At 60.3% G+C, this 24,435-nt stretch carries 21 protein-coding genes; 14 read left to right on the forward strand and 7 right to left on the reverse strand.

Features of this window, described 5'->3' with window-relative positions; all coding sequences use genetic code 11:
• The first annotated feature begins 9 nt into the window (after nt 1-9).
• Together AWU82_RS19045 and AWU82_RS19050 are read left to right on the forward strand one after the other, a co-directional pair.
• Nucleotides 10-201, forward strand: coding sequence for a hypothetical protein (locus AWU82_RS19045; protein ID WP_064382553.1), 192 nt, complete (start codon nt 10-12; stop codon nt 199-201).
• Nucleotides 202-303: 102 nt separating this feature from the next.
• Nucleotides 304-678, forward strand: coding sequence for a hypothetical protein (locus tag AWU82_RS19050; protein WP_064382554.1), 375 nt, complete (start codon nt 304-306; stop codon nt 676-678).
• A gap of 4 nt (nt 679-682) precedes the next feature.
• Here AWU82_RS19050 and AWU82_RS19055 read toward each other — a convergent pair whose 3' ends face one another.
• The 4 genes from AWU82_RS19055 to AWU82_RS19070 form a co-directional block, all read right to left on the reverse strand.
• Complete coding sequence (locus tag AWU82_RS19055; RefSeq protein ID WP_084777084.1) at nt 683-1,429, reverse strand: FadR/GntR family transcriptional regulator; 747 nt, start codon at nt 1,427-1,429, stop codon at nt 683-685.
• A gap of 132 nt (nt 1,430-1,561) precedes the next feature.
• Entirely contained in the window at nt 1,562-3,289 is a 1,728-nt protein-coding gene (locus AWU82_RS19060; RefSeq protein WP_064382555.1) for an ABC transporter ATP-binding protein/permease, read from the reverse strand.
• A gap of 96 nt (nt 3,290-3,385) precedes the next feature.
• On the reverse strand, nt 3,386-3,946 hold the full coding sequence (locus AWU82_RS19065; RefSeq protein WP_003221630.1) for a response regulator transcription factor: 561 nt from the start codon (nt 3,944-3,946) through the stop codon (nt 3,386-3,388).
• Nucleotides 3,939-5,201, reverse strand: coding sequence for an ATP-binding protein (locus AWU82_RS19070; protein WP_064382556.1), 1,263 nt, complete (start codon nt 5,199-5,201; stop codon nt 3,939-3,941). Before AWU82_RS19070 ends, AWU82_RS19065 begins: the two co-directional genes overlap by 8 nt.
• A 270-nt stretch (nt 5,202-5,471) precedes the next feature.
• On the opposite strand from AWU82_RS19070, the gene AWU82_RS19075 reads away from it, so the two are divergent.
• Nucleotides 5,472-6,188, forward strand: a complete 717-nt coding sequence (locus tag AWU82_RS19075; RefSeq protein WP_064382557.1) for an SIMPL domain-containing protein — start codon at nt 5,472-5,474, stop codon at nt 6,186-6,188.
• 184 nt (nt 6,189-6,372) lie between these two features.
• On the opposite strand, the gene AWU82_RS19080 is transcribed toward AWU82_RS19075, so the two are convergent.
• Complete coding sequence (locus AWU82_RS19080; RefSeq protein ID WP_064382558.1) at nt 6,373-6,732, reverse strand: DUF6124 family protein; 360 nt, start codon at nt 6,730-6,732, stop codon at nt 6,373-6,375.
• A gap of 884 nt (nt 6,733-7,616) precedes the next feature.
• Between AWU82_RS19080 and AWU82_RS19085 the strand changes: the two genes are divergently transcribed.
• From AWU82_RS19085 to AWU82_RS19125, 9 genes are all read left to right on the forward strand, one after another.
• Nucleotides 7,617-9,218: an ABC transporter substrate-binding protein gene (locus AWU82_RS19085; protein WP_064382559.1), complete on the forward strand. Its 1,602-nt coding sequence runs from the start codon at nt 7,617-7,619 to the stop codon at nt 9,216-9,218.
• Between the two features lie 260 nt (nt 9,219-9,478).
• On the forward strand, nt 9,479-11,104 hold the full coding sequence (locus AWU82_RS19090) for an ABC transporter substrate-binding protein (RefSeq protein ID WP_064382560.1): 1,626 nt from the start codon (nt 9,479-9,481) through the stop codon (nt 11,102-11,104).
• 292 nt (nt 11,105-11,396) lie between these two features.
• Nucleotides 11,397-12,995 carry an ABC transporter substrate-binding protein gene (locus tag AWU82_RS19095; RefSeq protein ID WP_064382561.1) on the forward strand — a complete coding sequence of 533 codons (1,599 nt, stop codon included), beginning with the start codon at nt 11,397-11,399 and terminating at the stop codon, nt 12,993-12,995.
• Between the two features lie 176 nt (nt 12,996-13,171).
• A complete protein-coding gene (locus tag AWU82_RS19100; RefSeq protein ID WP_011332436.1) occupies nt 13,172-14,587 on the forward strand; it encodes an OprD family porin in 1,416 nt (471 codons plus the stop codon).
• A gap of 78 nt (nt 14,588-14,665) precedes the next feature.
• Nucleotides 14,666-16,261, forward strand: a complete 1,596-nt coding sequence (locus AWU82_RS19105) for an ABC transporter substrate-binding protein (protein ID WP_064382562.1) — start codon at nt 14,666-14,668, stop codon at nt 16,259-16,261.
• A 74-nt stretch (nt 16,262-16,335) separates the two neighbouring features.
• Nucleotides 16,336-17,346: an ABC transporter permease subunit gene (locus tag AWU82_RS19110; protein ID WP_007953665.1), complete on the forward strand. Its 1,011-nt coding sequence runs from the start codon at nt 16,336-16,338 to the stop codon at nt 17,344-17,346.
• 11 nt (nt 17,347-17,357) lie between these two features.
• The gene (locus tag AWU82_RS19115; RefSeq protein WP_011332434.1) at nt 17,358-18,284 is read left to right on the forward strand and encodes an ABC transporter permease subunit; all 927 of its coding nucleotides are present in this window, start codon (nt 17,358-17,360) and stop codon (nt 18,282-18,284) included.
• Between the two features lie 10 nt (nt 18,285-18,294).
• Nucleotides 18,295-19,263 carry an ABC transporter ATP-binding protein gene (locus AWU82_RS19120; RefSeq protein ID WP_064382563.1) on the forward strand — a complete coding sequence of 323 codons (969 nt, stop codon included), beginning with the start codon at nt 18,295-18,297 and terminating at the stop codon, nt 19,261-19,263.
• Nucleotides 19,263-20,243 (forward strand): peptide ABC transporter ATP-binding protein, encoded by a 981-nt coding sequence (locus tag AWU82_RS19125; RefSeq protein WP_064382564.1) that lies wholly within the window; start codon nt 19,263-19,265, stop codon nt 20,241-20,243. Before AWU82_RS19120 ends, AWU82_RS19125 begins: the two co-directional genes overlap by 1 nt.
• A gap of 107 nt (nt 20,244-20,350) precedes the next feature.
• Here AWU82_RS19125 and AWU82_RS19130 read toward each other — a convergent pair whose 3' ends face one another.
• Both AWU82_RS19130 and AWU82_RS19135 read right to left on the reverse strand, forming a co-directional pair.
• On the reverse strand, nt 20,351-20,611 hold the full coding sequence (locus AWU82_RS19130) for a hypothetical protein (protein ID WP_064384136.1): 261 nt from the start codon (nt 20,609-20,611) through the stop codon (nt 20,351-20,353).
• Nucleotides 20,612-20,879: 268 nt separating this feature from the next.
• A complete protein-coding gene (locus tag AWU82_RS19135) occupies nt 20,880-22,463 on the reverse strand; it encodes a peptide chain release factor 3 (RefSeq protein ID WP_011332431.1) in 1,584 nt (527 codons plus the stop codon).
• A gap of 355 nt (nt 22,464-22,818) precedes the next feature.
• On the opposite strand from AWU82_RS19135, the gene AWU82_RS19140 reads away from it, so the two are divergent.
• Together AWU82_RS19140 and AWU82_RS19145 are read left to right on the forward strand one after the other, a co-directional pair.
• The gene (locus AWU82_RS19140) at nt 22,819-23,508 is read left to right on the forward strand and encodes an ABC transporter permease (RefSeq protein ID WP_170928954.1); all 690 of its coding nucleotides are present in this window, start codon (nt 22,819-22,821) and stop codon (nt 23,506-23,508) included.
• 20 nt (nt 23,509-23,528) lie between these two features.
• Entirely contained in the window at nt 23,529-24,422 is an 894-nt protein-coding gene (locus AWU82_RS19145; protein WP_064382566.1) for a glycine betaine ABC transporter substrate-binding protein, read from the forward strand.
• The last annotated feature ends 13 nt before the right edge of the window (nt 24,423-24,435 follow it).

Consider the following 24,435-nt stretch of genomic DNA (forward strand, 5'->3'; position numbering starts at 1 on the left):
AGCGATTCGATGACGATTAAATTGAAACTGGAACTGGCCTCGGGCCAATCGATGAAAGGTGCGCCGCTGCAATTGCTGCGCGACGGCGTGGCCATCGCCCGGGCGTCGGTGGATGCTCATGGCCAGGCGACGTTCGACGTCCGACCCGGCCCCGGCAAACTCGCGGTCAGGGTCGATCGTTCGATTCTGCCCGGAAGCTGAAATGCCCGGACAAGATTGCCCCGGCGCGCCTCACGAATTCGCCGGGTAAAGTGCCATGACTGCCGCGAAGGATCGCGGCAGATCTTTCAAGGAGAACGAAGCATGACGTTTGCCGCTGCACACCTTCCGCAATTTCCCGATCACGCCAGCGACTCGATCATCCTGCGGTTATCGAGCCTGGATGACGACCTGATCGTTCGTGTACCCGATGGCCAGAACACACCGCCGAACTGGGATGTGTACCCGATCCTCGGCGATGATCCGCAAGAGCCTGAATGGCAGGGGCTGTCGGAACCGACCGGCGTCTGGGATGACGCACTGGATGACATGGTCGGCCTGACCGGAATCGAATTGAGCATCCCGAAATTCGAACTGGAAAAGTACCTGAACAGCGTCGTCGAACTGCGTTACAAGTTTGCCGATGAGTCCAGTCTGGAGCCTTGTTCGGAGCCGCTGAAACTCTACATCGAAGCCTGATTTCTCACCCCTGCGCCTGCGCCTCTTCATGCGCCTGACGCAGCCGTTCGCGGCTGTTGGTCAGGTGCAGGCGCATGGCCGCACGGGCGGCATCGGAATCCTGACGGGCGATGGCGTCGTAGATTTCCTCGTGCTCGCGGCTCAGGCGACTCATGTAGTGCTTCTGATCGTCATGGGCCAGGCGCGCCGAGTTCAGCCGCGTGCGCGGAATGATGCTGGTGCCCAGGTGGGTCATGATGTCGGTGAAATAGCGGTTGCCGGTGGACAGCGCGATTTGCAGGTGGAACTGGAAGTCCGACGCCACGGCATCGCTGGCGTGGGCCACGCTGTCATTCAGCGCATCAAGGGCCGCGCGCATTGCAGCAAGTTGCTCGGTGCTGCGGCGCTGCGCGGCAAGGCCGGCGGATTCGACTTCGAGGCTGATACGCAGTTCGAGAATGGCCAGCACGTCACGCAGGGTGACCACGGTGGCCGGGTCGATCCGGAAACCGCTCGGGCTCGGGGTGTCGAGCACGAAGGTGCCGATGCCATGACGGGTTTCCACCTGCCCCGCCGCCTGCAAACGGGAAATCGCCTCGCGCACCACGGTGCGGCTGACGCCGTGGGCGTCCATGATCGCCGACTCGGTTGGCAACTTGTCGCCGCGCTTGAGCAGACCGTCGCGGATCTGCTCGGTCAGCACCGTCACCAGTTCCTGAGCCAGGCTGCGGCGCTTGCGAGGGAGTCGCGGGGTGTCGATCGGGTTTTCCATGGTCTGCATCTTGTCTCGAAAGTTCGGCTTGTGGGCATCATAGCTCAAGCGGGTTGTACGATCACTTTCCGTTTCCACACAAATCCTGTGGGAGGCGGCAAGCCAGCCCCCCACAGGGTTTGTGTGGACATATCAGGCGGTCACGTTCTGCTCAACCAGGTGACCACTGTCTATCCGCACATGCCGTGGATGGAAGCGCTTGAGGCTGCTGCGATGGCCGACGCTGACGATGCTCAGGCCCGGTAACTGGTCGATCAACGCCTGATACAACGTGGCTTCGTCTTCCTCATCCATCGCCGACGTCGCTTCGTCCATGTACAGCCATTGCGGTGCGTAGAGCAGCGCACGGGCGAAGGCCAGACGTTGCTGTTCGCCCGGCGAAAGCATGCGCTGCCAGTGGTTGGCTTCGTCCAGTCGAGCCACCAGATGTGGCAAGCGGCAGGTTTCCAACACTTGTGCATAACGCTCGGGCGCGTAGGTGTCGCCCGGTTGTGGATAACTCAAGGCATCGCGCAGGGTGCCGATCGGCAGATACGGTTTCTGTGGCAGGAATAGATAACGCGAGGCCGGCAAGCGAATGCTGCCGTGCCCCGCCGGCCACAAATGGCCCATCGCCCGTAACAGAGTGGATTTACCGCTGCCGGAACGACCGCTGAGCATCACCCGCTCGCCCGCCTCCACGGTCATGTCGGCATTGGTCAGCAGGTGACGACCGTCGGCCAGATCGAGGCCGAGGTTATGAACCTTCAGCTCATCGCCCTGATTCTGCACGTCGATGGCCGGTGCACGTTCTTCGTTGTCGGTCATGGCCTGACGGAAGCTCAGCAGACGATCACAGGTGGCGCGCCACGCGGCGAGGTCCGCATAGGCGTTGATGAACCAGCTGAAGTTCTCTTGCACGTTGCCGAACGCCGAGTTGATCTGCATCAGCTCACCCAGCTCGATCTTGCCGGTCAGGTAACGCGGGGCCGCGACGATGAAGGGAAAGATGATTGCGATCTGGCCGTAACCCGAGGTGAAGAACGTCAGGCGTTTGGACACCCGCATGATGTCCCAGAAGTTGTGCCAGACCAGACCGAAGCGATTGCTCAAACGACGATTCTCGTTCGGTTCGCCGTTGTACAACGCAATGCTCTCGGCATTCTCACGTACCCGCACCATGGAGAAACGCAGGTCGGCTTCGAAGCGTTGTTGCTGGTTGTTCAGGCCGATCAGGCGTCGACCGATCAGGTGCGTCAGCCAGCTGCCGACCGCCGCGTACAGCAGCGCACACCAGAACATGTAGCCGGGAATCTCGACGCCGAACACCTCGATGCTGCCGGACACGCCCCACAGAATGATCGAGAACGACACCAGGCTGACCACCGTGCGGATCAGGCCCAGGGCCAGACTCAAGGTGTTGCTGGTGAAGGTGTTGAGGTCTTCGGAAATCCGCTGGTCAGGGTTGTCGGTGTAACCGCCCTGCTCCAGCTGGTAATAGTTCTTGTGCCCGAGCCAGCGCTTGAAATGGTTCTCGGTGAGCCATGCCCGCCAGCGGATGGTCAGCATCTGCGTCAGGTACAGGCGATACACCGCGCCGAGGATCGCTACCGCCGCAATGCCGCAGAAATACAGGATCAACTGCCAGAACGCCGCCTCGTCCTTCTTCTGCAGGGCGTTGTAGAAATCCTTGTACCAACTGTTGATCCACACCGAGATCGCCACGCTGAACAACGTCAGCGCGATCACGGCGATCAGCAACGTCCAGGCCTTGCCCTTCTCTTCGCTGCGCCAGTAAGGCGTGGTCATGGCCCACACCTTGCGAAAAAACTGCCCGCGCACAGTATCGTTGACCGCGGAATATTCAGCGTTCTGATTCATGAAAAAGGCTCGATAAAGAAAAGAACAGACACGCACCGATCATAGATGATCGGTGCGCTTTATCGCGAGGGCTGGCGATGGTCGTTCAGCGCAGGTTCAGCGACGAACCGGGCGCTTCTGCAGTTTGCGCTGCAGGGTGCGGCGGTGCATGCCCAAGGCGCGGGCAGTGGCGGAGATATTGCCTTCGTGCTCGGTCAGCACACGCTGGATGTGCTCCCATTGCAGACGGTCAACCGACATCGGGTTTTCCGGTACCAGGCTGTCGAGGTCGGCGTGTTCGGACAGCAGCGCTGCCAGCACATCGTCGGCATCCGCCGGTTTGCACAGATAGTTGCAGGCGCCGCGCTTGATCGCTTCAACCGCCGTGGCGATGCTCGAGTAACCGGTGAGGATCACCACGCGCATTTCCGGGTCCAGTTCCAGCAGTTTCGGCAGCAGGACCAGACCGGAATCGCCGTCCATTTTCAGGTCCAGCGCGGCATAGTCCGGCAGATCGGCCTGGGCAATGGTCAGACCTTCTTCGGCGGAACCGGCGGTGCTGACGCGGAAACCACGGCGAGCCATGGCACGGGCCATCACCCGGGTGAAGGTCGCGTCGTCATCGACCAGCAGCAAATGCGGCAGTTCTTCGCCTTCGACTTGGATTTCGTCACTCATGTTGCTCTCCTCGGGCGCCGTGGGGCAGGCGCAGCTCGGTGAGCGTGCCGCCTTCCTCATGACTATAGAGTTTCACTGAGCCGCCGGCGCGTGTCACGCTGGCCTTGCTCAAAAACAGGCCCAGGCCGAAACCTTTGCCCTTGGTGGTAAAAAACGGTTTGCCGATCTGCTCGGCGATGGCCAGGGGCACACCGGCGCCATGATCGCGGATGCTGATGGTCAGGTCTTCGGCGGTCCAGTCCAGGGTCACCTGAAGGTTTTCCGGGCAGGCATCGGCGGCGTTGTTCAACAGATTCAACAAGGCCTGGGTCAGATCCGGCGGCGGCGCCACCCGCGGCAACGGGCCCTGGCCCAGACGCTGGAAGCGATAACTGGCCTCGGGGCGCATCAGGTGCCAGCGATTGAGCGCTTCGTCGAGCCACTCGGTGACATCCTGCATCTCCACCGCCATCCGGCGATTGGCTTCGGCGGCACGCACCAGTTGTTGCAGGGTCTCCTTGCAGAGTTTTACCTGATCCTTCAGCACCTTCAGGTCTTCCTGAAGCATCGGGTCGGGGTGATCCTGCTGCATTTCGTTGAGCAACACGCTCATGGTCGCCAGCGGTGTGCCCAGTTCATGGGCCGCACCGGCGGCCTGAGTCGCGACGGCCAGCAATTGCTGATCGCGCAGGCCTTCTTCACGGCGGATCGCGCGCAATTCTTCCTGACGGCGCAGCTCTTCGGCCATCCGCGCGGCGAAGAAGGTGATCACTGCTGCCGCGAGGGCAAAACTCAGCCACATGCCGTAGATCTGCAGGTTCTCCCGGGCGACCGGCAGGGTTTCCAGCGGATAGAAATGCGTCAGCATCAATGTGTACAAGGCCAGCGCAATACCCGACAGCACCACCGAATAACGCCATGGCAGCGTCACCGCAGCGATGGTGAGCGGCACCAGATAATACGAAACGAACGGGTTGGTCGAACCACCGGAGAAATACAGCAAGGCACTGTGGATAACCAGATCGCAGGCCAGTTGCAGCGCGTATTCGAGCTCGGTCACCGGCCACGAAGTGCGCAGGCGTACGGCGGTGAACACACACAGCAGAATCGAACAGCCGAGGGTCATCACCAGTTGCACCCACGGCAACGGCAACAGTTCCAGCCAGTAGGCCAGGCCCACGGAACCGGCCTGTGCGGCGAGCACCAGGGTGCGGATGAAAGTCAGCCGCCAGAGGTTCTGGCGAGTGGCGGAAGTCAGTTGTACGGGGGCGAGCATGAGCTCTCCTGATGAGCGCTCCAGGCGGATCGCACGGAGTATAACCAAGGCGCGGGCTTGAGAGGCGAAAGTGCGGCAAACGACCACACCAAAAAGCAGTTGCAAGTTGCGAGCTTCAAGCTACGAGCAAAAGCTTGCGGCTGAATCTCATCGCTGGCCTTGTCATCTGTATAGAAGTTGTAACTGGGCGAACCGGATCATAAACGCTAGAGTCTGATGGTTTCACGCAGGCCCCCGAACCATCACCTGCGCCCTCATCAAGGAGCTTTCATGCACACATTTCGCCGCAGCGCCGCCCTTCTCGCCCTGACCGTCGGCAGCGTCGCCAGCCTTCCGGCCCTGGCCGCCGATGAGCTGCACTACAACCAGATTTCCCTGCGCGCCGAAGTCAGCCAGGAAGTGGCCCGCGACCTGATGATCGTGACCCTCTACACCGAAGAACAGAACACTGACCCGGGCAAACTCGCCGCCGACGTCAGCACCACCATGAACAAGGCACTGGCCCAGGCCAAGCAGGTCAAAGACATCACCCTGCGCCAGGGCAGCCGCAACAGCTACCCGATCTACGACACCAAGGGCCAGAAAATCACCGGCTGGCGCGAACGCGCCGAACTGCGCCTGGAAAGCGCCGACTTCGCCGCCCTGTCCAAACTCACCGGCGAACTGCTGACCGACCTGAAAATGGGCGGCATGGACTTCGCCATCGCCGACCCGACCCGCAAGGCCAGCGAAGACCAACTGCTGAAAGAAGCCGTCACCGCCTTCAAGGCCCGCGCCCAACTGGCCACCGACGCCCTGGGCGGCAAGGGTTACAAAATCGTCAACCTGAACCTCAACAGCAACGGCTTCCCACAACCGTACATGCGCGCCCCGATGATGATGAAAGCTGCCGGCATGGATTCGGCGCCCGTCACGCCTGAAGTTGAAGCAGGCACCAGCCAGGTCAGCCTCACGGCCGATGGCTCGATTGAAGTGTTGATGCCGTGATTGAGTAACGGCTGAATGAAAACCGGCGATCAGTGATGATCGCCGGTTTTTTTATGCTCGGGATTTGAGTTGTCAGCTCTGCCGTCATCGCTGGCAAGCCAGCTCCCACCCGTTCTGCGGATTTATTGAAATCGCGCACGACCCTTTGGGAGCGGGCTTGCCCGCGATGAACGATGACGCGGTCTCAAGCTCGCGGATCAACCCGATCCAGCGCGCGGTTCACTGCAAGCTCGGCCAGCATGACGATCTGCTGGATACCGAGCGCCGTACTGCGCTGGGGGCCGGTGAGTTCATTGGCGAAATTGCTGGCGATGGTACTGGCCGAGGCCAGGGATTCGCAGGCATTGGCCAGCAGGCTTTCGGTGTCGACGTTGGGCGTGACCATATACATCGTGCTCGGGCGCGGTTTGGAAGGGTTGGGGCACAGGTAATAGTCGAGGGCGCGTTTGATGGCTTCGCGGTTGCGGGCGAGGTCTTCGGCGCGCATGGCTTCTTCTAGGGGGGTGGGTGATTCGAGGGGTGGGTCGGGGACAACCTTGTTCATTGATTAACTCCTTGCTGACTTGAAGCCACCCAATGCCGTTCTCACGCGGCGAAGAGGTGGCAGCTATGTGCGGGGTGAGAAACCGGGCAAGGAGATTCCGGCCAGACCAAAGCCTGCCCGCACACAGCCGCCATAAATCAATTACAGGCAGCAAAAGCTGGCGGCAATTATGGTCGGACTGACGTTTTAATAACACTCGCTTGCCTGGGTTCTCACACCCAATCACAGAGTTTTCTGCGACAACCAAAGACTAGGGATCGTGGTTCCGACGGACAACCTGAAAAAATTGTGGGAAGGTTCGGTGAATCCCACACATCCTTAAACATCCGAAAATGGAACGCGGAGCGTCCCGGGCTGCATTCCCACGCGGAGCGTGGGAACGATCAAGCAGTCCGCAGTTGCATTCAGCTTTCCGCTTTCTGATTTCGGCTTCCCGCTTCTCGCTTCCCACCACTCAACACGATGAGCGTTAGCTCGAGTACCGCTTTTGATCTTCGGGCGACGTCGGAAGGCTGAGTGGAGGGATTTATCCGGGGGTGGGAGCGCAGCGACCGTTTGGCGAAGCCAAACACATCGAGAGGAGGTGCAGCGAAGCAAACCGGAGGCGATGCCCCCGGATGAATCCCGTAGCGAAGGAACCCCGAGCCCCAGCGAGGGGCCGAACGTAGGAGCAAGCGTTTTTGGTTACTTTTTAGGCGTTTGTAAAAAGTGACCCGCCGTAAGGGCGGAACCATAAGAAGCCGTTACCGCAGCATCGGATATGCACACAATCACCCCAGATATACCGAGATAGACACCTCACCTAGAAAAACGATATTTCCGCGCCCACCGAAACCCCGGCTACCCTCCTCCCCACAACTACCTCCAATGCACCCGGGGACTCCATGGATCGATTCACCCTCAAACCACTTCTAATAACCCTGGCCCTGACCGCCATAACCCCAATCGCCAACGCAGCCACAACCCTGGTCTACTGCTCCGAAGCCAGCCCCGCCGGCTTCGACCCCAGCCAATACACCAGCGGCACCGACTTCGATGCCTCCGCCGAAACCGTCTTCAACCGCCTCACCCAATTCAAACGCGGCGGCACCGAAATCGAACCCGGTCTGGCGACCAAATGGGACGTAAGCCCGGACGGCCTCCAGTACACCTTCCACCTGCGCCAAAACGTAAAATTCCACACCACCGACTACTTCACCCCAACCCGAACCTTCAACGCCGACGACGTCCTGTTCACCTTCCAGCGCCTGCTCGACCCGGACAACGACTTTCGCAAGGCCTACCCCGCCGAGTCCCCGTACTTCACCGACATGGGCCTGAACACAACAATCAAATCCGTGGAAAAACTCGACGAAAACACCGTGCGCTTCAACCTGAACAACGTCGATGCCGCGTTCGTGCAAAACCTCGCCATGAGCTTCGCCTCGGTGCAATCGGCCGAATACGCCGCCCAATTGCTGAAGGAAGGCAAAGCAGCAGACCTCAACCAGAAACCGGTCGGCACCGGCCCGTTCGTGTTCAAGCGTTACCAGAAGGACGCGCAGATCCGCTACGCCGCGAACAAGGACTACTGGAAACCGGAGGACGTGAAGCTCGACAACCTGGTGTTCTCGATCACCCCGGACGCCGCCGTACGCCTGCAAAAGCTCAAGACCGGCGAATGCCAGGTCAGCGGCTACCCGCGCCCCGCCGACATCGAAGTGATGGAAAAAGACCCGAATCTGCGGGTGTTGAAGCAGGCCGGTTTCAACCTCGGGTTCCTCGCCTACAACACCACCCATCCGCCGCTGGATCAGCTTAAAGTGCGCCAGGCACTCGACATGGCCATCGACAAACCGGCGATCATCAAGGCGGTTTACCAGAGTGCCGGACAGCTGGCGCAGAACGCCTTGCCGCCAGCGCAATGGTCGTTCGATCCGAACATAAAAGACGCGCCGCACGACCCAGCAAAAGCCAGGGCGCTACTCAAGGAAGCCGGGGTTGCACCGGGTACAACCATCAACCTCTGGGCCATGACCGTGCAGCGCGCCTCGAACCCGAATGCGCGGATGTCGGCTCAGATGATCCAGCAGGATTGGGAGAAGATCGGTATCAAGGCCAACATCGTCAGCTATGAATGGGGCGAGTACATCAAGCGCGCCAAGAACGGCGAGCACGACGCGATGATCTACGGCTGGACCGGTGACAACGGCGACCCGGACAACTGGCTGGGGGTGCTTTACAGCTGCGCGGCGGTGAAAGGCAGCAACTACGCCAAATGGTGCGACCCGGCCTACGACAAGCTGGTGCAGCAGGCCAAGGTGTCCACCGATAAATCGCAACGGGTAAAACTGTATCAACAGGCGCAACTCATCCTTAAACAGCAGGTGCCGATCACGCCGATCGCCAACTCCACGGTGTTCCAGCCGCTGCGCAAGGAAGTCACCGATTTCAAGATCAGCCCGTTCGGTCTAACCCCCTTCTATGGCGTGGGTATAAATAAGTAACACCCGGCCCCATTCCGGCGCGCACAACGTGACCAATGCACCGTTTTGGGGCCCCGTTTGCACCGTAAAAACCGGCCGCAAACGGTCAAATGCGTCAGAAGTTATACGGATGCGACATTAAGGTACGTTCGTGCCACGCTTTGACGCCGCCGAGCGCTCTGGATCTTGCATTGGGTATGGGCCCTGCATAAGTATCCGCAGGCACGACTCACGAGGTCGTACCTCACTACTAAAAAATGACAACAAATCATGAGGCCAACATGCTTAAACACGCGGTCATTCCGTTTTTAGTCGGCGCAGGCTTGTTAGCCTCCGCACCTTTCGCCACCGCTGCGACTAACCTGGTGTTCTGCTCCGAAGGCAGCCCGGCCGGTTTCGATCCAGGCCAGTACACCACCGGAACCGACTTCGACGCCTCAGCCGAAACCATGTTCAACCGTCTGACCCAGTTCGAGCGTGGCGGCACCGCCGTGACTCCTGGTCTGGCGACCAAGTGGGACATCTCGGATGACGGCCTGACTTACACCTTCCACCTGCGTGAAGGCGTCAAGTTCCACACCACCCCGTATTTCAAGCCGACTCGTGAGTTCAACGCCGACGACGTGCTGTTCACCTTCAATCGCATGATTAACAAGGATGACCCGTTCCGTAAGGCGTACCCGACCGAATTCCCGTACTTCACCGACATGGGGATGGATACCAACATCACCAAGATCGATAAAGTCGACGACCACACCGTCAAGTTCACCCTGAAAGAAGTCGACGCCGCGTTCATCCAGAACATGGCCATGAGCTTCGCGTCGATCCAGTCCGCCGAGTACGCAGCCCAGCTGCTGAAGGAAGGCAAGGCTGCCGACATCAACCAGAAGCCGATCGGCACTGGCCCGTTCGTGTTCAAGAGCTACCAGAAAGACTCCAACATCCGTTACACCGGCAACAAGGATTACTGGAAGCCTGAAGACGTGAAGATCGACAACCTGATCTTCGCTATCACCACCGACCCGTCGGTACGTATCCAGAAGCTGAAAAAGAACGAGTGCCAGGTCACCCTGTTCCCGCGTCCGGCCGACCTCGCGGCACTGAAAGCCGACCCTGCGCTGAAGATGCCTGACCAGGCCGGCTTCAACCTGGGCTACATCGCCTATAACGTGATGGACAAGGTCAAGGGCAGCAACGAGCCTAACCCGCTGGCCGACCTGCGCGTGCGCCAGGCGCTGGACATGGCCGTCAACAAGCCACAGATCATCGACTCGGTTTACCAGGGCGCAGGCCAACTGGCCGTCAACGCCATGCCACCGACCCAGTGGTCCTACGACACCACCATCAAGGACGCCAAGTACGATCCTGAGAAAGCCAAGCAGCTGCTCAAGGAAGCCGGCGTCAAGGAAGGTACCGAGATCGTCCTGTGGGCGATGCCGGTTCAGCGTCCGTACAACCCGAACGCCAAGCTGATGGCCGAAATGCTCCAGTCCGACTGGAAGAAAATCGGTCTGAACGTGAAGATTCAGAGCTACGAGTGGGGCGAGTACATCAAGCGCTCCAAAGGCGGCGAGAACCAGGCGATGATCATCGGCTGGAGCGGTGACAATGGTGATCCGGACAACTGGCTCAACGTGTTGTTTGGTTGCGACTCGCTGAGTGGCAACAACTTCTCCAAATGGTGCGACAAGAAATTCGACGGCCTCGTGAAAGAAGCCAAGCGCACCACTGACCAGGCCAAGCGCACCGAACTCTACAAAGAGGCGCAGCACGTCCTCAAAGATGCAGTCCCTATGACACCTATCGCTCACTCGACGGTGTATCAACCCATGCGCGCCAACGTGCAGGACTTCAAGATCAGCCCGTTCGGCTTGAACTCCTTCTACGGCGTCAGCGTCAGCAAATAAAAGAAGCAGCGGCGACGTTTTCAGCGTCGCCGCTGTTTTTTTGCCGAGAAGTCAGGAATTCGCCTACAGCCTTTTCTAACCAGTCTTACTAGGTTGGGTTAGGACGTGTTGCCTTTTCCTACGAGTCTTTAGGACTCAGCGCATTTACTGCCAGACCCACGGCCCCTACCGTCGGGTTCTGACCAGTGACTGCGTGGGCTATCGGTTTGCTGTTGGTTTGAGCTCAATGCAGCCACAACGTCCCTGGACGGGATCGCGGCGCATTGAAAAACACTAAAAAAGAGGGAGCGTCATGCGCCATACCTTGGTTTTTTCCGCATTGCTGGGCGCCGGCCTGTTGGCCGCCACGTCCGCCAGTTTCGCCGCCAGCAACAGTCTGGTGTTCTGCTCCGAAGGCAGTCCGGCCGGTTTCGACACCGCGCAGTACACGACGGCAACCGATAACGACGCCGCCGAACCGCTGTACAACCGACTGGCCGAGTTTGAAAAAGGCGCGACCAATGTCGTACCGGGCCTGGCAACCAGCTGGGACATCTCCGAGGATGGCCTCAAGTACACCTTTCACCTGCGTGAAGGTGTGAAATTTCACACAACGCCGTACTTCAAACCTACGCGCGATTTCAACGCCGACGACGTGCTGTTCACGTTTAACCGCATGCTCGATCCGCAACAGCCATTCCGTAAGGCTTATCCGACCGAGTTCCCGTATTTCAACGGGATGAGCCTCAACAAGAACATCGCCAAGGTCGAGAAGACCGGGCCGCTGACCGTGCAGTTCACGCTCAACAGCGTCGACGCCGCGTTCATCCAGAACATCGCCATGAGCTTTGCCGCCATCCTGTCCGCCGAGTACGCCGACCAACTGCTGGCCGAAGGCAAGCCGAGCGACATCAACCAGAAGCCGATCGGCACTGGCCCGTTCGTGTTCAAGAGCTACCAGAAAGACTCGAACATCCGTTACACCGGCAACCCGCATTACTGGGATCAGAGCCGGGTGAAGCTGAAGAATCTGATTTTCGCGATCAATACCGACGCTTCGGTGCGTGTGCAGAAGCTCAAGGCCGGCGAATGCCAGATCACCCTGCACCCGCGTCCGGCCGATGTGCCGGCACTGAAGAACGACCCGAAACTGCAATTGATCGAGAAGCCAGGCTTCAACCTCGGCTACATCGCCTATAACGTGCGCCACAAGCCGTTCGACCAGCTCGAAGTGCGTCAGGCACTGGACATGGCGGTGAATAAACAGGGGATTCTCAACGCTGTTTATCAAGGCGCCGGTCAACTGGCCGTCAACGCCATGCCGCCGACCCAATGGTCCTACGACGACACCATCAAGGACGCCGCCTACAACCCGGAAAAAGCCAAAGAGCTGCTCAAGGCTGCCGGTGTCAAGGAAGGCACCGAGATCACCCTGTGGGCGATGCCGGTACAACGGCCGTACAACCCGAACGCCAAACTGATGGCCGAGATGCTCCAGGCGGACTGGGCCAAGATCGGTCTGAAAGTGAAGATCGTCAGCTACGAATGGGGCGAGTACATCAAGCGCACCAAGAATGGCGAGCACGACATCAGCCTGATCGGCTGGACCGGTGACAACGGGGATCCGGACAACTGGCTCGGCACGCTCTACAGCTGCGACGCCATCGGCGGCAACAACTACTCCATGTGGTGCGATCCGGCTTACGACAAGCTGATCAAGCAGGCCAAGGTTGTCACCGACCGCGACCAACGCACCGTGCTCTACAAACAGGCCCAGCAACTGCTCAAGCAGCAAGTACCGATCACGCCTGTCGCCCACTCGACGGTCAACCAGCCGCTGAGCGCCAAAGTCGAAGGGTTCAAAGTGAGCCCGTTTGGTCGCAACGTGTTTTCGGGTGTCAGCATCGATTAAACACAAAACCGATTAGCCGCAATGCTGAGGGGCCGTCTACCCCCTCACGCAAGCGCTTTGCCGAAATTCGCCAATCAGGCCTTTTGCAAACGTTTGCGATGTGTGAATGAGTTCTAAACCAATAACCGGCCAACCCAAAAAAGCCGGCATAAAAAGAAAGTAAAGGAGCTTCACCCATGAAACTGAGCAATACCGCGATACTGGCCCTGGCCATCAGCAGCATCACCGCCACGGCTTACGCGGAAACCCAAAGCCAGGCGTTCACTCCGGTGACCGTCAACGAGAAGAGCGCCCAGGCTGAAGCCACCGGCTTCCTCGAAGGTCAGTCGATCAGCGGCTCGACCCGTAACTGGTACGCCAACGAACAACTGAAACGCGGCGGCAAGTTCACCTATCGCAAGGATGGCGTGGCCACTCCGACCGACCGCCGTATCAACTGGGTGCAGGGCACCATCGTCAAGTACAACTCGGGCTTCACCGAGGGCACCGTCGGTTTCAGCACCGAAGTGGCGGCGTACAACGCCATTGCGCTGGAGCGTGACCGCGAGAACCTGGCGTCCAACAACGGTGGCGCACCGGGCACCCGTCCAGGCGCGGGCAACAACCGTACCCTGACCCGTGAAGGCGGCGAAGCCCAGGGCCAGTGGAGCAAAGTCGGCCTGGCCAACGTCAAGGCGCGTATCTCCAACACCACCCTGACCGCCGGCCGCATGAACTTCAGCAGCCCGCAGGTCGACGTGATCGGCAACCGTCCGCTGCCATCGAGCTTCGAAGGTATCGCGATCCACAGCGAAGAGCTGAACAACCTGTCCTTCGACCTGGCCTCGTTCGACCGCGTTTCGCCGCGTACCGAAGAAAGCCTGAGCAAATTCCGCTCCGAATACGGCGCGATCGATGCCGAAGCCGACCACGTTCACACCGGCGGCATCTCGTATCAGCCGTTCGCCAGCCTGACCACCAGCCTGTGGGGCACCCAGGCCGAAGACCTGTGGAACCAGTACTACTTCGGCGCCACCCACGTACTGGGGGACAGCTCGGTTCTGGCTCTGACCACCGGTCTGAACTACTACAAGACCGTGGACGAAGGTAAGAAAAAACTCGGTGAAATCGACAACGACACCTACTCCCTGTCGTTCGGTCTGACCCACCAGGCGCATACCCTGACCTTCTCCTACCAGGAAGTGAACGGTAACGAGTACTTCGACTACCTGCACGAAACCAACGGGATCTACCTGGCCAACTCCCTGCTGTCGGACTTCAACGGCCCGAACGAGAAATCCTTCCAGGTGGCCTACGGTCTGAACATGGCCGAATACGGCGTGCCAGGCTTGAAGTTCAACATCTACCAGGCCCGCGGCTGGGGCATCGACGGCACTCACTACAAGGGTGGCGGCTACGACGGCGTGCAGTCGATGGACGGCGAACACCACTATGAATACGGCATCGGCGCCTCTTATGCCGTACAGAGCGGTCCTCTGAAAGCCACTACCGTTCGTGCGACCTACACCGCGCACCGCGCCAGCGAAAACCAGGCTGACGGCAGCATCAACGAATTCCGTCTGGTGACCACCGTTCCGTTCAACATCCTGTAAAAACGCCAGCCGACGGCTGACTCAGTGACGAGTCGGCCGTTCGGCTTTTTGTCTTCAACCGATTGCAGAGGGTTCTTGATGAAAATGCTTCCCCTACGTGCGGCCATCGCGGCTGCGTTGCTGAGTGTCGCTGTCGGCGTCTCGGCCAAACCCTTGGTGGTCTGCACCGAAGCCAGTCCGGAAGGCTTCGATATGGTCCAGTACACGACTGCAGTCACTGCCGACGCGGTGGCCGAAACCATCTTCAACCGTCTGGCGGACTTCAAGCCCGGCACCACCGAAGTGATTCCGGCGCTGGCCGAGTCGTGGGACATCAGCCAAGACGGCCTGACCTACACGTTCCACCTGCGCAAAGGCGTCAAGTTTCACACCACCGAATATTTCAAGCCGACCCGCGACATGAACGCCGACGACGTGGTCTGGAGTTTCCAGCGTCAGCTGGACCCGAATCATCCGTGGCACAAGCTGTCGAGCGTGGGCTTCCCGTACTTTGAAAGCATGGGCTTCAAGGAACTGCTCAAAAGCGTCGAGAAAGTCGACGACAACACCGTCAAGTTCACCCTGACCCGCCGCGAAGCGCCGTTCCTGGCCGACATCGCCATGGCGTTCTCCTCGATCTACCCGGCCGAATACGCCGACCAGTTGCTCAAGGCCAACAAGACCGGTGACCTGAACAACAAGCCGGTCGGCACGGGGCCGTTCATCTTCCAGCGCTACAACAAAGACGCCCAGGTGCGCTTCAAGGCCAACCCGGACTATTTCCGTGGCAAGCCGCCGGCTGACGCGCTGATCCTGGCGATCGCCACCGACAACAACGTGCGCTTGCAGAAACTCAAGGCCAACGAGTGCCAGATCGCGCTGTACCCGAAACCGGATGACATCCCGAGCATCAAGAAAGACAGCAACCTGAAAGTCGACGAACTGGATGCGATGACCGTCTCCTACGTCGCCATGAACACCCAGCACAAGTACATCAGCGACGTGCGGGTGCGCAAAGCGATCGACATCGCCTTCGACAAGGAAGCCTACGTCAACGCCCTGTTCGGCAAAGGCAACGCCAGCGTGGCGGTCAACCCGTATCCGCCGACCCTGCTGGGCTACAACCACGAGCTGAAAAACCCGCCACGTGACCTCGACAAGGCCCGCGCCCTGCTCAAGGAAGCCGGTGTACCGGAAGGCACCACGTTCACCCTGTTCACCCGCAACGGTGGCGGCCCGACCAACCCGAACCCGATGCTCGGCGCGCAGATGATGCAGGCCGACCTGGCGAAAGTCGGGATCAAGATCGACATCCGCGTGATGGAATGGGGCGAGATGCTCAAACGCGCCAAGGCCGGCGAGCACGACATGGTCTCGGCCGGATGGGCGGGCGACAACGGCGACCCGGATAACTTCCTGACGCCTATGCTCAGTTGCGAAGCCGCCAAGAACGGCGAAAACTACGCGCGCTGGTGCAACGAGAAATTCCAGGCCCTGCTCGACGAAGCACGGGCTAAAGTAGATCCGGCCGAACGCGCCAGGCTGTATGAACAGGCTCAAGTGCTGTTCAATCAGGACCAACCGTGGATCAGCATGGCCCACACCCGCATGTTCACCGCAATGCGCAACAACGTAGAGGGTTATCACATCAGCCCTCTGACAACCAATAACTTCGCCACCACCCAGGTGAAGTAGATAAGAAAACTCCCGGTTTCCCTGACCCCAGGGAAACCGGGCACGCCTAACCGGCTGATGAGGTACCACACACGATGTTTAGTTTTATTGCCCGCCGACTGGGGTTATTGATCCCCACGTTTTTCGGCATCACCTTGCTGACTTTCGCGTTGATTCGCATGATTCCCGGCGACCCCGTGGAAGTGATGATGGGCGAACGTCGGGTCGACCCCGAAATGCACGCTCAGGCAATGGAACGCCTCGGTCTGAACAAACCGTTGTACGCCCAGTACCTGGACTACATCGGCAAACTGGCCCACGGCGACCTCGGTGAATCCCTGCGCACCCGTGAGAGCGTATGGACCGAGTTCACCTCCCTCTTCCCGGCGACCCTGGAACTGTCCATGGCCGCCCTGCTGTTCGCCGGCATCCTGGGCCTTCTGGCCGGGGTGATCGCGGCCCTCAAGCGAGGATCCCTGTTCGACCACGGGGTGATGGGCATCTCCCTCGCGGGTTACTCGATGCCGATCTTCTGGTGGGGCCTGATCCTCATCATGTTCTTCTCGGTGAGCCTGGGCTGGACCCCGGTGTCCGGGCGGATCGACCTGCTCTACGACATCGAGCCGCGCACCGGTTTCATGCTGATCGACACCCTGCTGGCCGATGACATGGGCGCCTTCCTCGATGCCCTGCACCACCTGATCCTGCCGGCCATCGTGCTCGGCACCATTCCGCTGGCGGTGATCGCGCGGATGACCCGTTCGTCGATGCTCGAAGTGCTGCGTGAAGACTATATCCGTACCGCCAAGGCCAAAGGCCTGTCGCCGTCGCGCGTGGTGTTCGTGCACGGCCTGCGCAACGCGCTGATCCCGGTACTGACCGTGGTCGGCCTGCAAGTCGGCACCCTGCTGGCCGGTGCGGTCCTGACCGAAACCATCTTCTCCTGGCCCGGCATCGGTAAATGGCTGATCGAAGCCATCGGCGCCCGGGACTACCCGGTTGTGCAAAACGGCATCCTGTTAATCGCCTGCCTGGTGATTCTGGTCAACTTCGTGGTGGACATCCTCTACGGCTTTGCCAACCCACGCATCCGTCATCAGCGCTGAGGTCAATACCCATGAGCACTCCAACTTCCTCAGTAGCCACCGCTGCCACCGCCGTGGATCAAAGTCTGCTGTACCCGTCACCGTACAAAGAGTTCTGGCAGGCCTTCGCCAAGAACAAGGGCGCCGTCGCCGGCCTGCTGTTCATGCTGCTGGTGATTTTCTGCGCGATCTTCGCGCCGTGGGTCGCCCCGCATAACCCGAGCGAGCAATACCGCGACTTCCTGCTGACGCCGCCGGCGTGGCTCGAAGGCGGGCAGATGCAGTTCCTGCTCGGCACCGATGAACTGGGTCGCGACCTGCTGTCGCGCCTGATCCAGGGTTCGCGCCTGTCGCTGCTGATCGGCCTGTCGTCGGTGGTGATGTCGCTGATCCCGGGGATCCTGCTGGGTCTGTTCGCCGGTTTCTTCCCGAAAGTGGTCGGCCCGACCATCATGCGTCTGATGGACATCATGCTGGCCCTGCCATCGCTGCTGCTGGCCGTGGCGATCGTCGCCATCCTCGGCCCTGGCCTGATCAACACCGTGATCGCGATTGCCGTGGTGTCCTTGCCGTCCTACGTGCGTCTGACCCGTGCCGCCGTGATGGGTGAACTGAACCGCGACTACGTGACCGCCGCGCGCCTGGCCGGTGCAGGTCTGCCACGCCTGATGTTCATCACCGTGCTGCCGAACTGCATGGCGCCGCTGATCGTCCAGGCGACTTTGAGCTTCTCCTCGGCGATCCTCGATGCCGCCGCCCTGGGCTTCCTCGGCCTCGGCGTCCAGCCGCCAACCCCTGAGTGGGGCACCATGCTGGCTTCGGCCCGCGACTACATCGAACGCGCCTGGTGGGTGGTGAGTCTGCCTGGTTTGACCATTTTGCTCAGCGTGCTGGCAATCAACTTGATGGGCGACGGCCTGCGCGATGCGCTGGACCCGAAACTCAAGAACGCCGCCTGAGGAGATTCCCATGTCACTGTTAGAAATCAAGAATCTCAACGTTCGCTTCGGCGACAAGAACGCCACCCCGGTCGTCGACGGCCTCGACCTGAAAGTCGACAAGGGCGAAGTCCTGGCGATCGTGGGCGAGTCGGGTTCCGGCAAGTCCGTGACCATGATGGCGCTGATGGGCCTGATCGAGCACCCGGGGATCGTCACCGCCGACGCCCTGAGCTTCGACGGCAAGAACATGCTCAAGCTGAACAACCGCCAGCGTCGGCAGATTGTCGGCAAAGACCTGGCGATGGTGTTCCAGGACCCGATGACCGCGCTGAACCCGAGCTACACCGTCGGTTTCCAGATCGAAGAAGTGCTGCGCCTGCACCTGAAAATGTCCGGCAAGCAAGCGCGCAAGCGTGCGATCGAACTGCTGGAAAAAGTCGAAATCCCGGGCGCCGCCAGCCGTATGGATGCCTACCCGCACCAACTGTCCGGCGGCATGAGCCAGCGTGTGGCAATTGCCATGGCGATTGCCGGCGAACCGAAACTGCTGATCGCCGACGAGCCGACCACCGCACTCGACGTGACGATCCAGGCGCAGATCATGGACCTGCTGCTGGCGTTACAGAAAGAGCAGAACATGGGCCTGGTGCTGATCACCCACGACCTCGCCGTCGTGGCCGAAACCGCCCAGCGCGTGTGTGTGATGTACGCCGGTCAAGCCGTTGAAGTCGGTCAGGTGCCGCAACTGTTCGACATCCCGGCGCACCCGTACAGCGAAGCGCTGCTCAAGGCGATTCCGGAACACAGCCAGGGTGCCGAGCGTCTGGCCACTCTGCCGGGCATCGTTCCCGGCCGTTACGACCGCCCGCAAGGCTGCCTGCTGTCGCCGCGCTGCCCGTACGTGCAGGACAGCTGCCGCGCGCAGCGTCCGACCCTTGACCCGAAAAGCCACAGCCTCGCCCGCTGCTTCTATCCGTTGAACCAGGAGGTGGCGTAATGGCCGTCGTACTTACCGCCCGCGACCTGACCCGTCACTACGAAGTCTCCCGTGGCCTGTTCAAGGGCCACGCCACCGTGCGCGCCCTGAACGGCGTGTCGTTCGAGCTGGAAGCCGGCAAGACCCTTGCCGTCGTCGGTGAATCGGGCTGCGGCAAATCCACCCTCGCCCGCGCCCTGACCCTGATCGAAGAGCCGTCATCCGGCTCGCTGAAAATCGCCGGGCAGGAAGTGGCCGGCGCCGACAAGGCTCAGCGCAAACAACTGCGCAAAGACGTGCAGATGGTGTTCCAGAGCCCGTACGCATCGTTGAACCCTCGGCAGAAAATCGGTGATCAGCTGGCCGAGCCGCTGCTGATCAACACCAACCTGTCAGCCGCCGAACGTCGCGAGAAAGTCCAGGCGATGATGAGGCAGGTCGGCTTGCGTCCCGAGCACTACCAGCGTTATCCGCACATGTTCTCCGGCGGTCAGCGTCAGCGTATCGCGCTGGCGCGCGCCATGATGCTGCAACCGAAAGTGCTGGTGGCGGACGAACCGACCTCGGCGCTGGACGTGTCGATCCAGGCGCAGGTGCTGAACCTGTTCATGGACATGCAGCAGGAGTTCAACACCGGTTACGTGTTCATCTCGCACAACCTGGCGGTGGTGCAGCACGTGGCCGATGACGTGATGGTGATGTACCTCGGTCGCCCGGTGGAAATCGGTCCGAAGCACGACATCTATGCCCGTCCTCTGCACCCGTACACTCAGGCGTTGTTGTCGGCGACTCCGACCATCCACCCGGATCCGGACAAGCCGAAAATCAAGATCGTCGGCGAGCTGCCCAACCCGCTGAACCCGCCACCTGGCTGCGCGTTCCACAAGCGCTGCCCATACGCAACCGCGCGTTGCAGCAGCGAAGAGCCGGCCCTGCGCCAGCTCGACACGCGTCAGGTTGCGTGCCACTACGCCGAGCAGTTCCTCGACGGCGCGGCATGAAAAAACCCGCCCTGTTTCCCGGGGCGGGTTGTTGATGAGTTGACCAAACCCCTTCTGCCCCGATTGCGCATCAATCGGGAAAGAAGGGGTTTTCTTTTGACCGGAATCTACGTCTGGCTATCGCCTTCGTCCGGATCATCGGTGTCCGGTTCATCGGTGGTCGAGTCGTCATCGTCGGCGCTGCCACCCTGGCCCTGATCGCCCGGCTCGGACTCGGACTTGGCCAGCATCAGCGCGCTGTGCCCCACCTGCCCGCTGGAGGCCTGGGTATCGTGATCCTCGCACTCGGCCCAAGCCGTCGCGGTGCCGAGGGACAGCATCACCATCACTTTCAACAGCAGCAAAACCCGTAGCAACCTGTTTTTCATGGTCGAGTCCATCCTGTTCCAGGTGAGAAATTCATGCTGACCTGACGCTGATTGAAATCTAGTTCCGATCCGCCGGGTTCACCAGATAGGACGCTAACCCATGCCCGGAAATGCCGTGCGTGGACAGACCGCTTTCGAATAACACTCATAACCGGATCGGCTAAGCGAGGTAGCCTCTCTCCAATACTTGATGAGCAACTGATTCTGCAGCCAACAAAAAGCCCCCGAGGCTTGCGCATCGGGGGCTTGGGATGGAGCAACTCAGCGCTTAGTGATGCTCGCGCGTCGCACGGAATTTCACGTCCGGCCAGCGCTCTTCCATCAGGGCCAGGTTGACCCGGGTTGGCGCAAGGTAGGTCAGGTGACCGCCGCCGTCCAGTGCCAGGTTTTCCACGGCCTTGTTGGAGAATTCCTCCAGCTTCTTCTTGTCGCTGCATTCGATCCAGCGCGCGGAGTACACGGTGATCGGCTCGTAGGAGCACTCGACCTTGTATTCCTCTTTCAGGCGGCTGGCGACCACATCGAACTGCAGCACACCGACGGCGCCGAGGATGATGTCGTTGCTGCGCTCCGGGAAGAACACCTGGGTCGCGCCTTCTTCGGCGAGCTGTTGCAGGCCCTGGCGCAGTTGCTTGGATTTCAGCGGATCGCGCAGGCGTACGCGACGGAACAGTTCCGGGGCGAAGTGCGGGATACCGGTGAAGCCCAGGGTTTCGCCTTCGCTGAAGGTGTCGCCGATCTGGATCGTGCCGTGGTTGTGCAGACCGATGATGTCGCCGGCGTACGCTTCTTCCAGCTGTTCACGCTCGGAGGAGAAGAAGGTCAGGGCGTCGCCGATGCGCACGTCCTTGCCGGTACGCACGTGGCGCATCTTCATGCCTTTTTCGTACTTGCCGGAGCAGATACGCATGAAGGCGATGCGGTCGCGGTGTTTCGGGTCCATGTTCGCCTGGATCTTGAAGATGAAGCCCGAGAACTTCTCTTCCACCGGCTCCACGGTGCGCTCGTTGGCTACGCGTGGCAGCGGACGCGGGGCCCAGTCGACCACGGCGTCGAGTACGTGATCGACACCGAAGTTGCCCAATGCAGTACCGAAGAACACCGGGGTCAGTTGGCCGTCGAGGAATTCCTGCTGATTGAACTCGTGGCAGGCGCCCTGCACCAGTTCCAGCTGCTCGAGGAAACGCTCGTACTCGTCGCCCAGATGCGCGCGGGCTTCGTCGGAATCGAGCTTCTCGATGATCTTGGTTTCGGTGCGTTCGTGACCGTGACCGGCGGTGTAGACAATGATGTAGTCGTCGGCCAGGTGGTACACGCCTTTGAAGTCGCGGTAGCAACCGATCGGCCAGGTGATCGGCGCAGCCTTGATCTTCAGGACGGCTTCGATTTCGTCGAGCAGTTCGATCGGGTCGCGGATGTCACGGTCGAGTTTGTTGATGAAGCTGACGATCGGCGTGTCACGCAGACGGCAGACGTCCATCAGCGCGATGGTACGTGGCTCTACACCTTTACCGCCGTCGAGAACCATCAGGGCCGAGTCCACCGCGGTCAGGGTGCGGTAGGTGTCTTCGGAGAAGTCTTCGTGGCCCGGGGTGTCGAGCAGGTTGATCATGTGTTCGCGATACGGGAACTGCATGACCGACGTGGTGATCGAGATGCCCCGCTGCTTTTCCATCTCCATCCAGTCGGATGTCGCGTGGCGGTCGGATTTACGGGATTTCACCGTACCGGCCACGGCAATCGCCTTGCCCATCAGCAAGAGCTTTTCGGTGATGGTGGTTTTACCGGCATCGGGGTGGGAAATAATGGCGAAAGTGCGGCGTTTCGCGACTTCGGCGGCCTGTCTGGTCATGGGAAATCGCCTGGCGGTGATTCAAAAAAGGGCGGCGATTATAGCCCAACTCGATTCAATAACCGAACCGTTGAGCACATTAAGGGTGGCCAAATGCTGCCTCGGATGGGAACCTTTTAAAGCACGGAGACGTCCATCCCCTGTTACGACAATTCGTCAGGGGCTGAAAAATCAGCAAGTTAGCCTGACGAGGCTGCGCTCATGGCTGGCTTTCAGACCGCTTTTGCCGGGCTGAAAAAAAGCTGCTTCTCGCGAACACTGACTCCGGCAGCCAGGCATGGCATGCCACACGGAGCAGCGGTCGCCGACTAAAAAAAGGAGTCCGCCTGTGGCTATCCGCTATGGCAAAGGGCTGATGGGAGGTGCGGTGGTGATCGCGCTCCTGGCCCTGCTGATCCACTGGATCGGCATCAACACGATCGAACACTACCGCGACGATTTGTTGTTTTACCTGCAAGCTCATCTGATTCTCGTCCTCGCTTCAATGCTGGCCGCCCTGGTCGTGGGCATTCCCGCCGGCATCTTCCTGAGCCGCCCGCACATGGTTGGCCGCGCCGAACGCTTCATGCAGATCTTCAACATCGGCAACACCGTGCCGCCGCTGGCCGTACTCGCGATTGCCCTGGGGATTCTCGGCATCGGCAGCGGCCCGGCGATCTTCGCTTTGTTCCTCGCCTCGCTGTTGCCGATTGTGCGCAACACCTATGAAGGCCTGAAAAACGTCCAGGGCTCGCTGAAAGAAGCCGCCGTCGGCATCGGCATGACTCCGCGCCAGGTGCTGTGGAAAGTCGAGTTGCCCAACGCCGTGCCGATCATCGTCGGCGGTGTGCGGGTGGCGCTGGCGATCAACGTCGGTACCGCGCCGCTGGCCTTCCTGATCGGCGCCAACAGCCTCGGCAGCCTGATCTTCCCCGGCATCGCCCTGAACAATCAGCCGCAACTGCTGCTCGGCGCCGCGTGCACCGCGCTGCTGGCGTTGCTGCTCGATGGCGTGGTCACCCTCGCCAGCCGTCTCTGGCTGGAACGCGGTTTGCGCCCGTCTTGAGGCTTTGCGAAGGAATATTTATGAAAAGACTTAGTTTGATTCTGGGCTGCGTGCTGCTCTTCGCAGGTATCGCCCAAGCCGCCGACAAACCGGTGATTCGCCTCGGCGCCCGAGTATTCACCGAGCAGACCCTGCTCGCGGAAATCACCGCGCAATACCTGCGCAGCAAAGGCTACGACGCGCAGATCACCGGCGGTCTGGGCAGCAACCTGGCCCGCAGCGCCCACGAAACCGGACAACTGGACATGCTCTGGGAATACACCGGCGTGTCGCTGGTGGCCTACAACCATGTCACCGAAAAACTCGACAGCGAACAGTCCTACGCCCGGGTGAAAGAACTCGACGCGAAAAAAGGCCTGGTCTGGCTGACACCGTCGAAATTCAGCAACACCTACGCCCTCGCTCTGCCGAAAAAAGTGGCCGAGGAATATCCGCAGATCCACACCATCAGCCAGTTGAACGACGTGTTGAAGGCTGAAGCCAAAACCAATCATCTGGTGGCGCTGGACACCGAGTTCGCCAATCGCTCCGACGGTCTGGACGGCATGGTCAAGCTCTACGACATGAACCTGACCCGCAAGAACATCCGGCAGATGGACGCGGGCCTGGTCTACACCGCGCTGCGTAACGGCCAGGTGTTTGCCGGTCTGGTCTACACCACCGACGGCCGCCTCAATGCTTTCGGGCTGAAGCTGCTGGAAGACGACAAACATTACTTCCCGGATTACACCGCAGCGCCCGTGGTGCGTCAGGCCTACCTCGACGCGCACCCGCAACTGGCCGAGCAACTCAAACCGCTGGCCGAGCTGTTCGACGACGAAACCATGCGCCAGCTCAACGCGCGGGTCGACGTCGATCACGAGAGCCCGTCGAAAGTCGCTGCCGATTTCCTGCGCCACCACCCACTGAATTAAAGGAGGAAAAGTC

This window comes from Pseudomonas glycinae, assembly GCF_001594225.2.
Classification (GTDB): Bacteria; Pseudomonadota; Gammaproteobacteria; order Pseudomonadales; family Pseudomonadaceae; genus Aquipseudomonas; species Aquipseudomonas glycinae.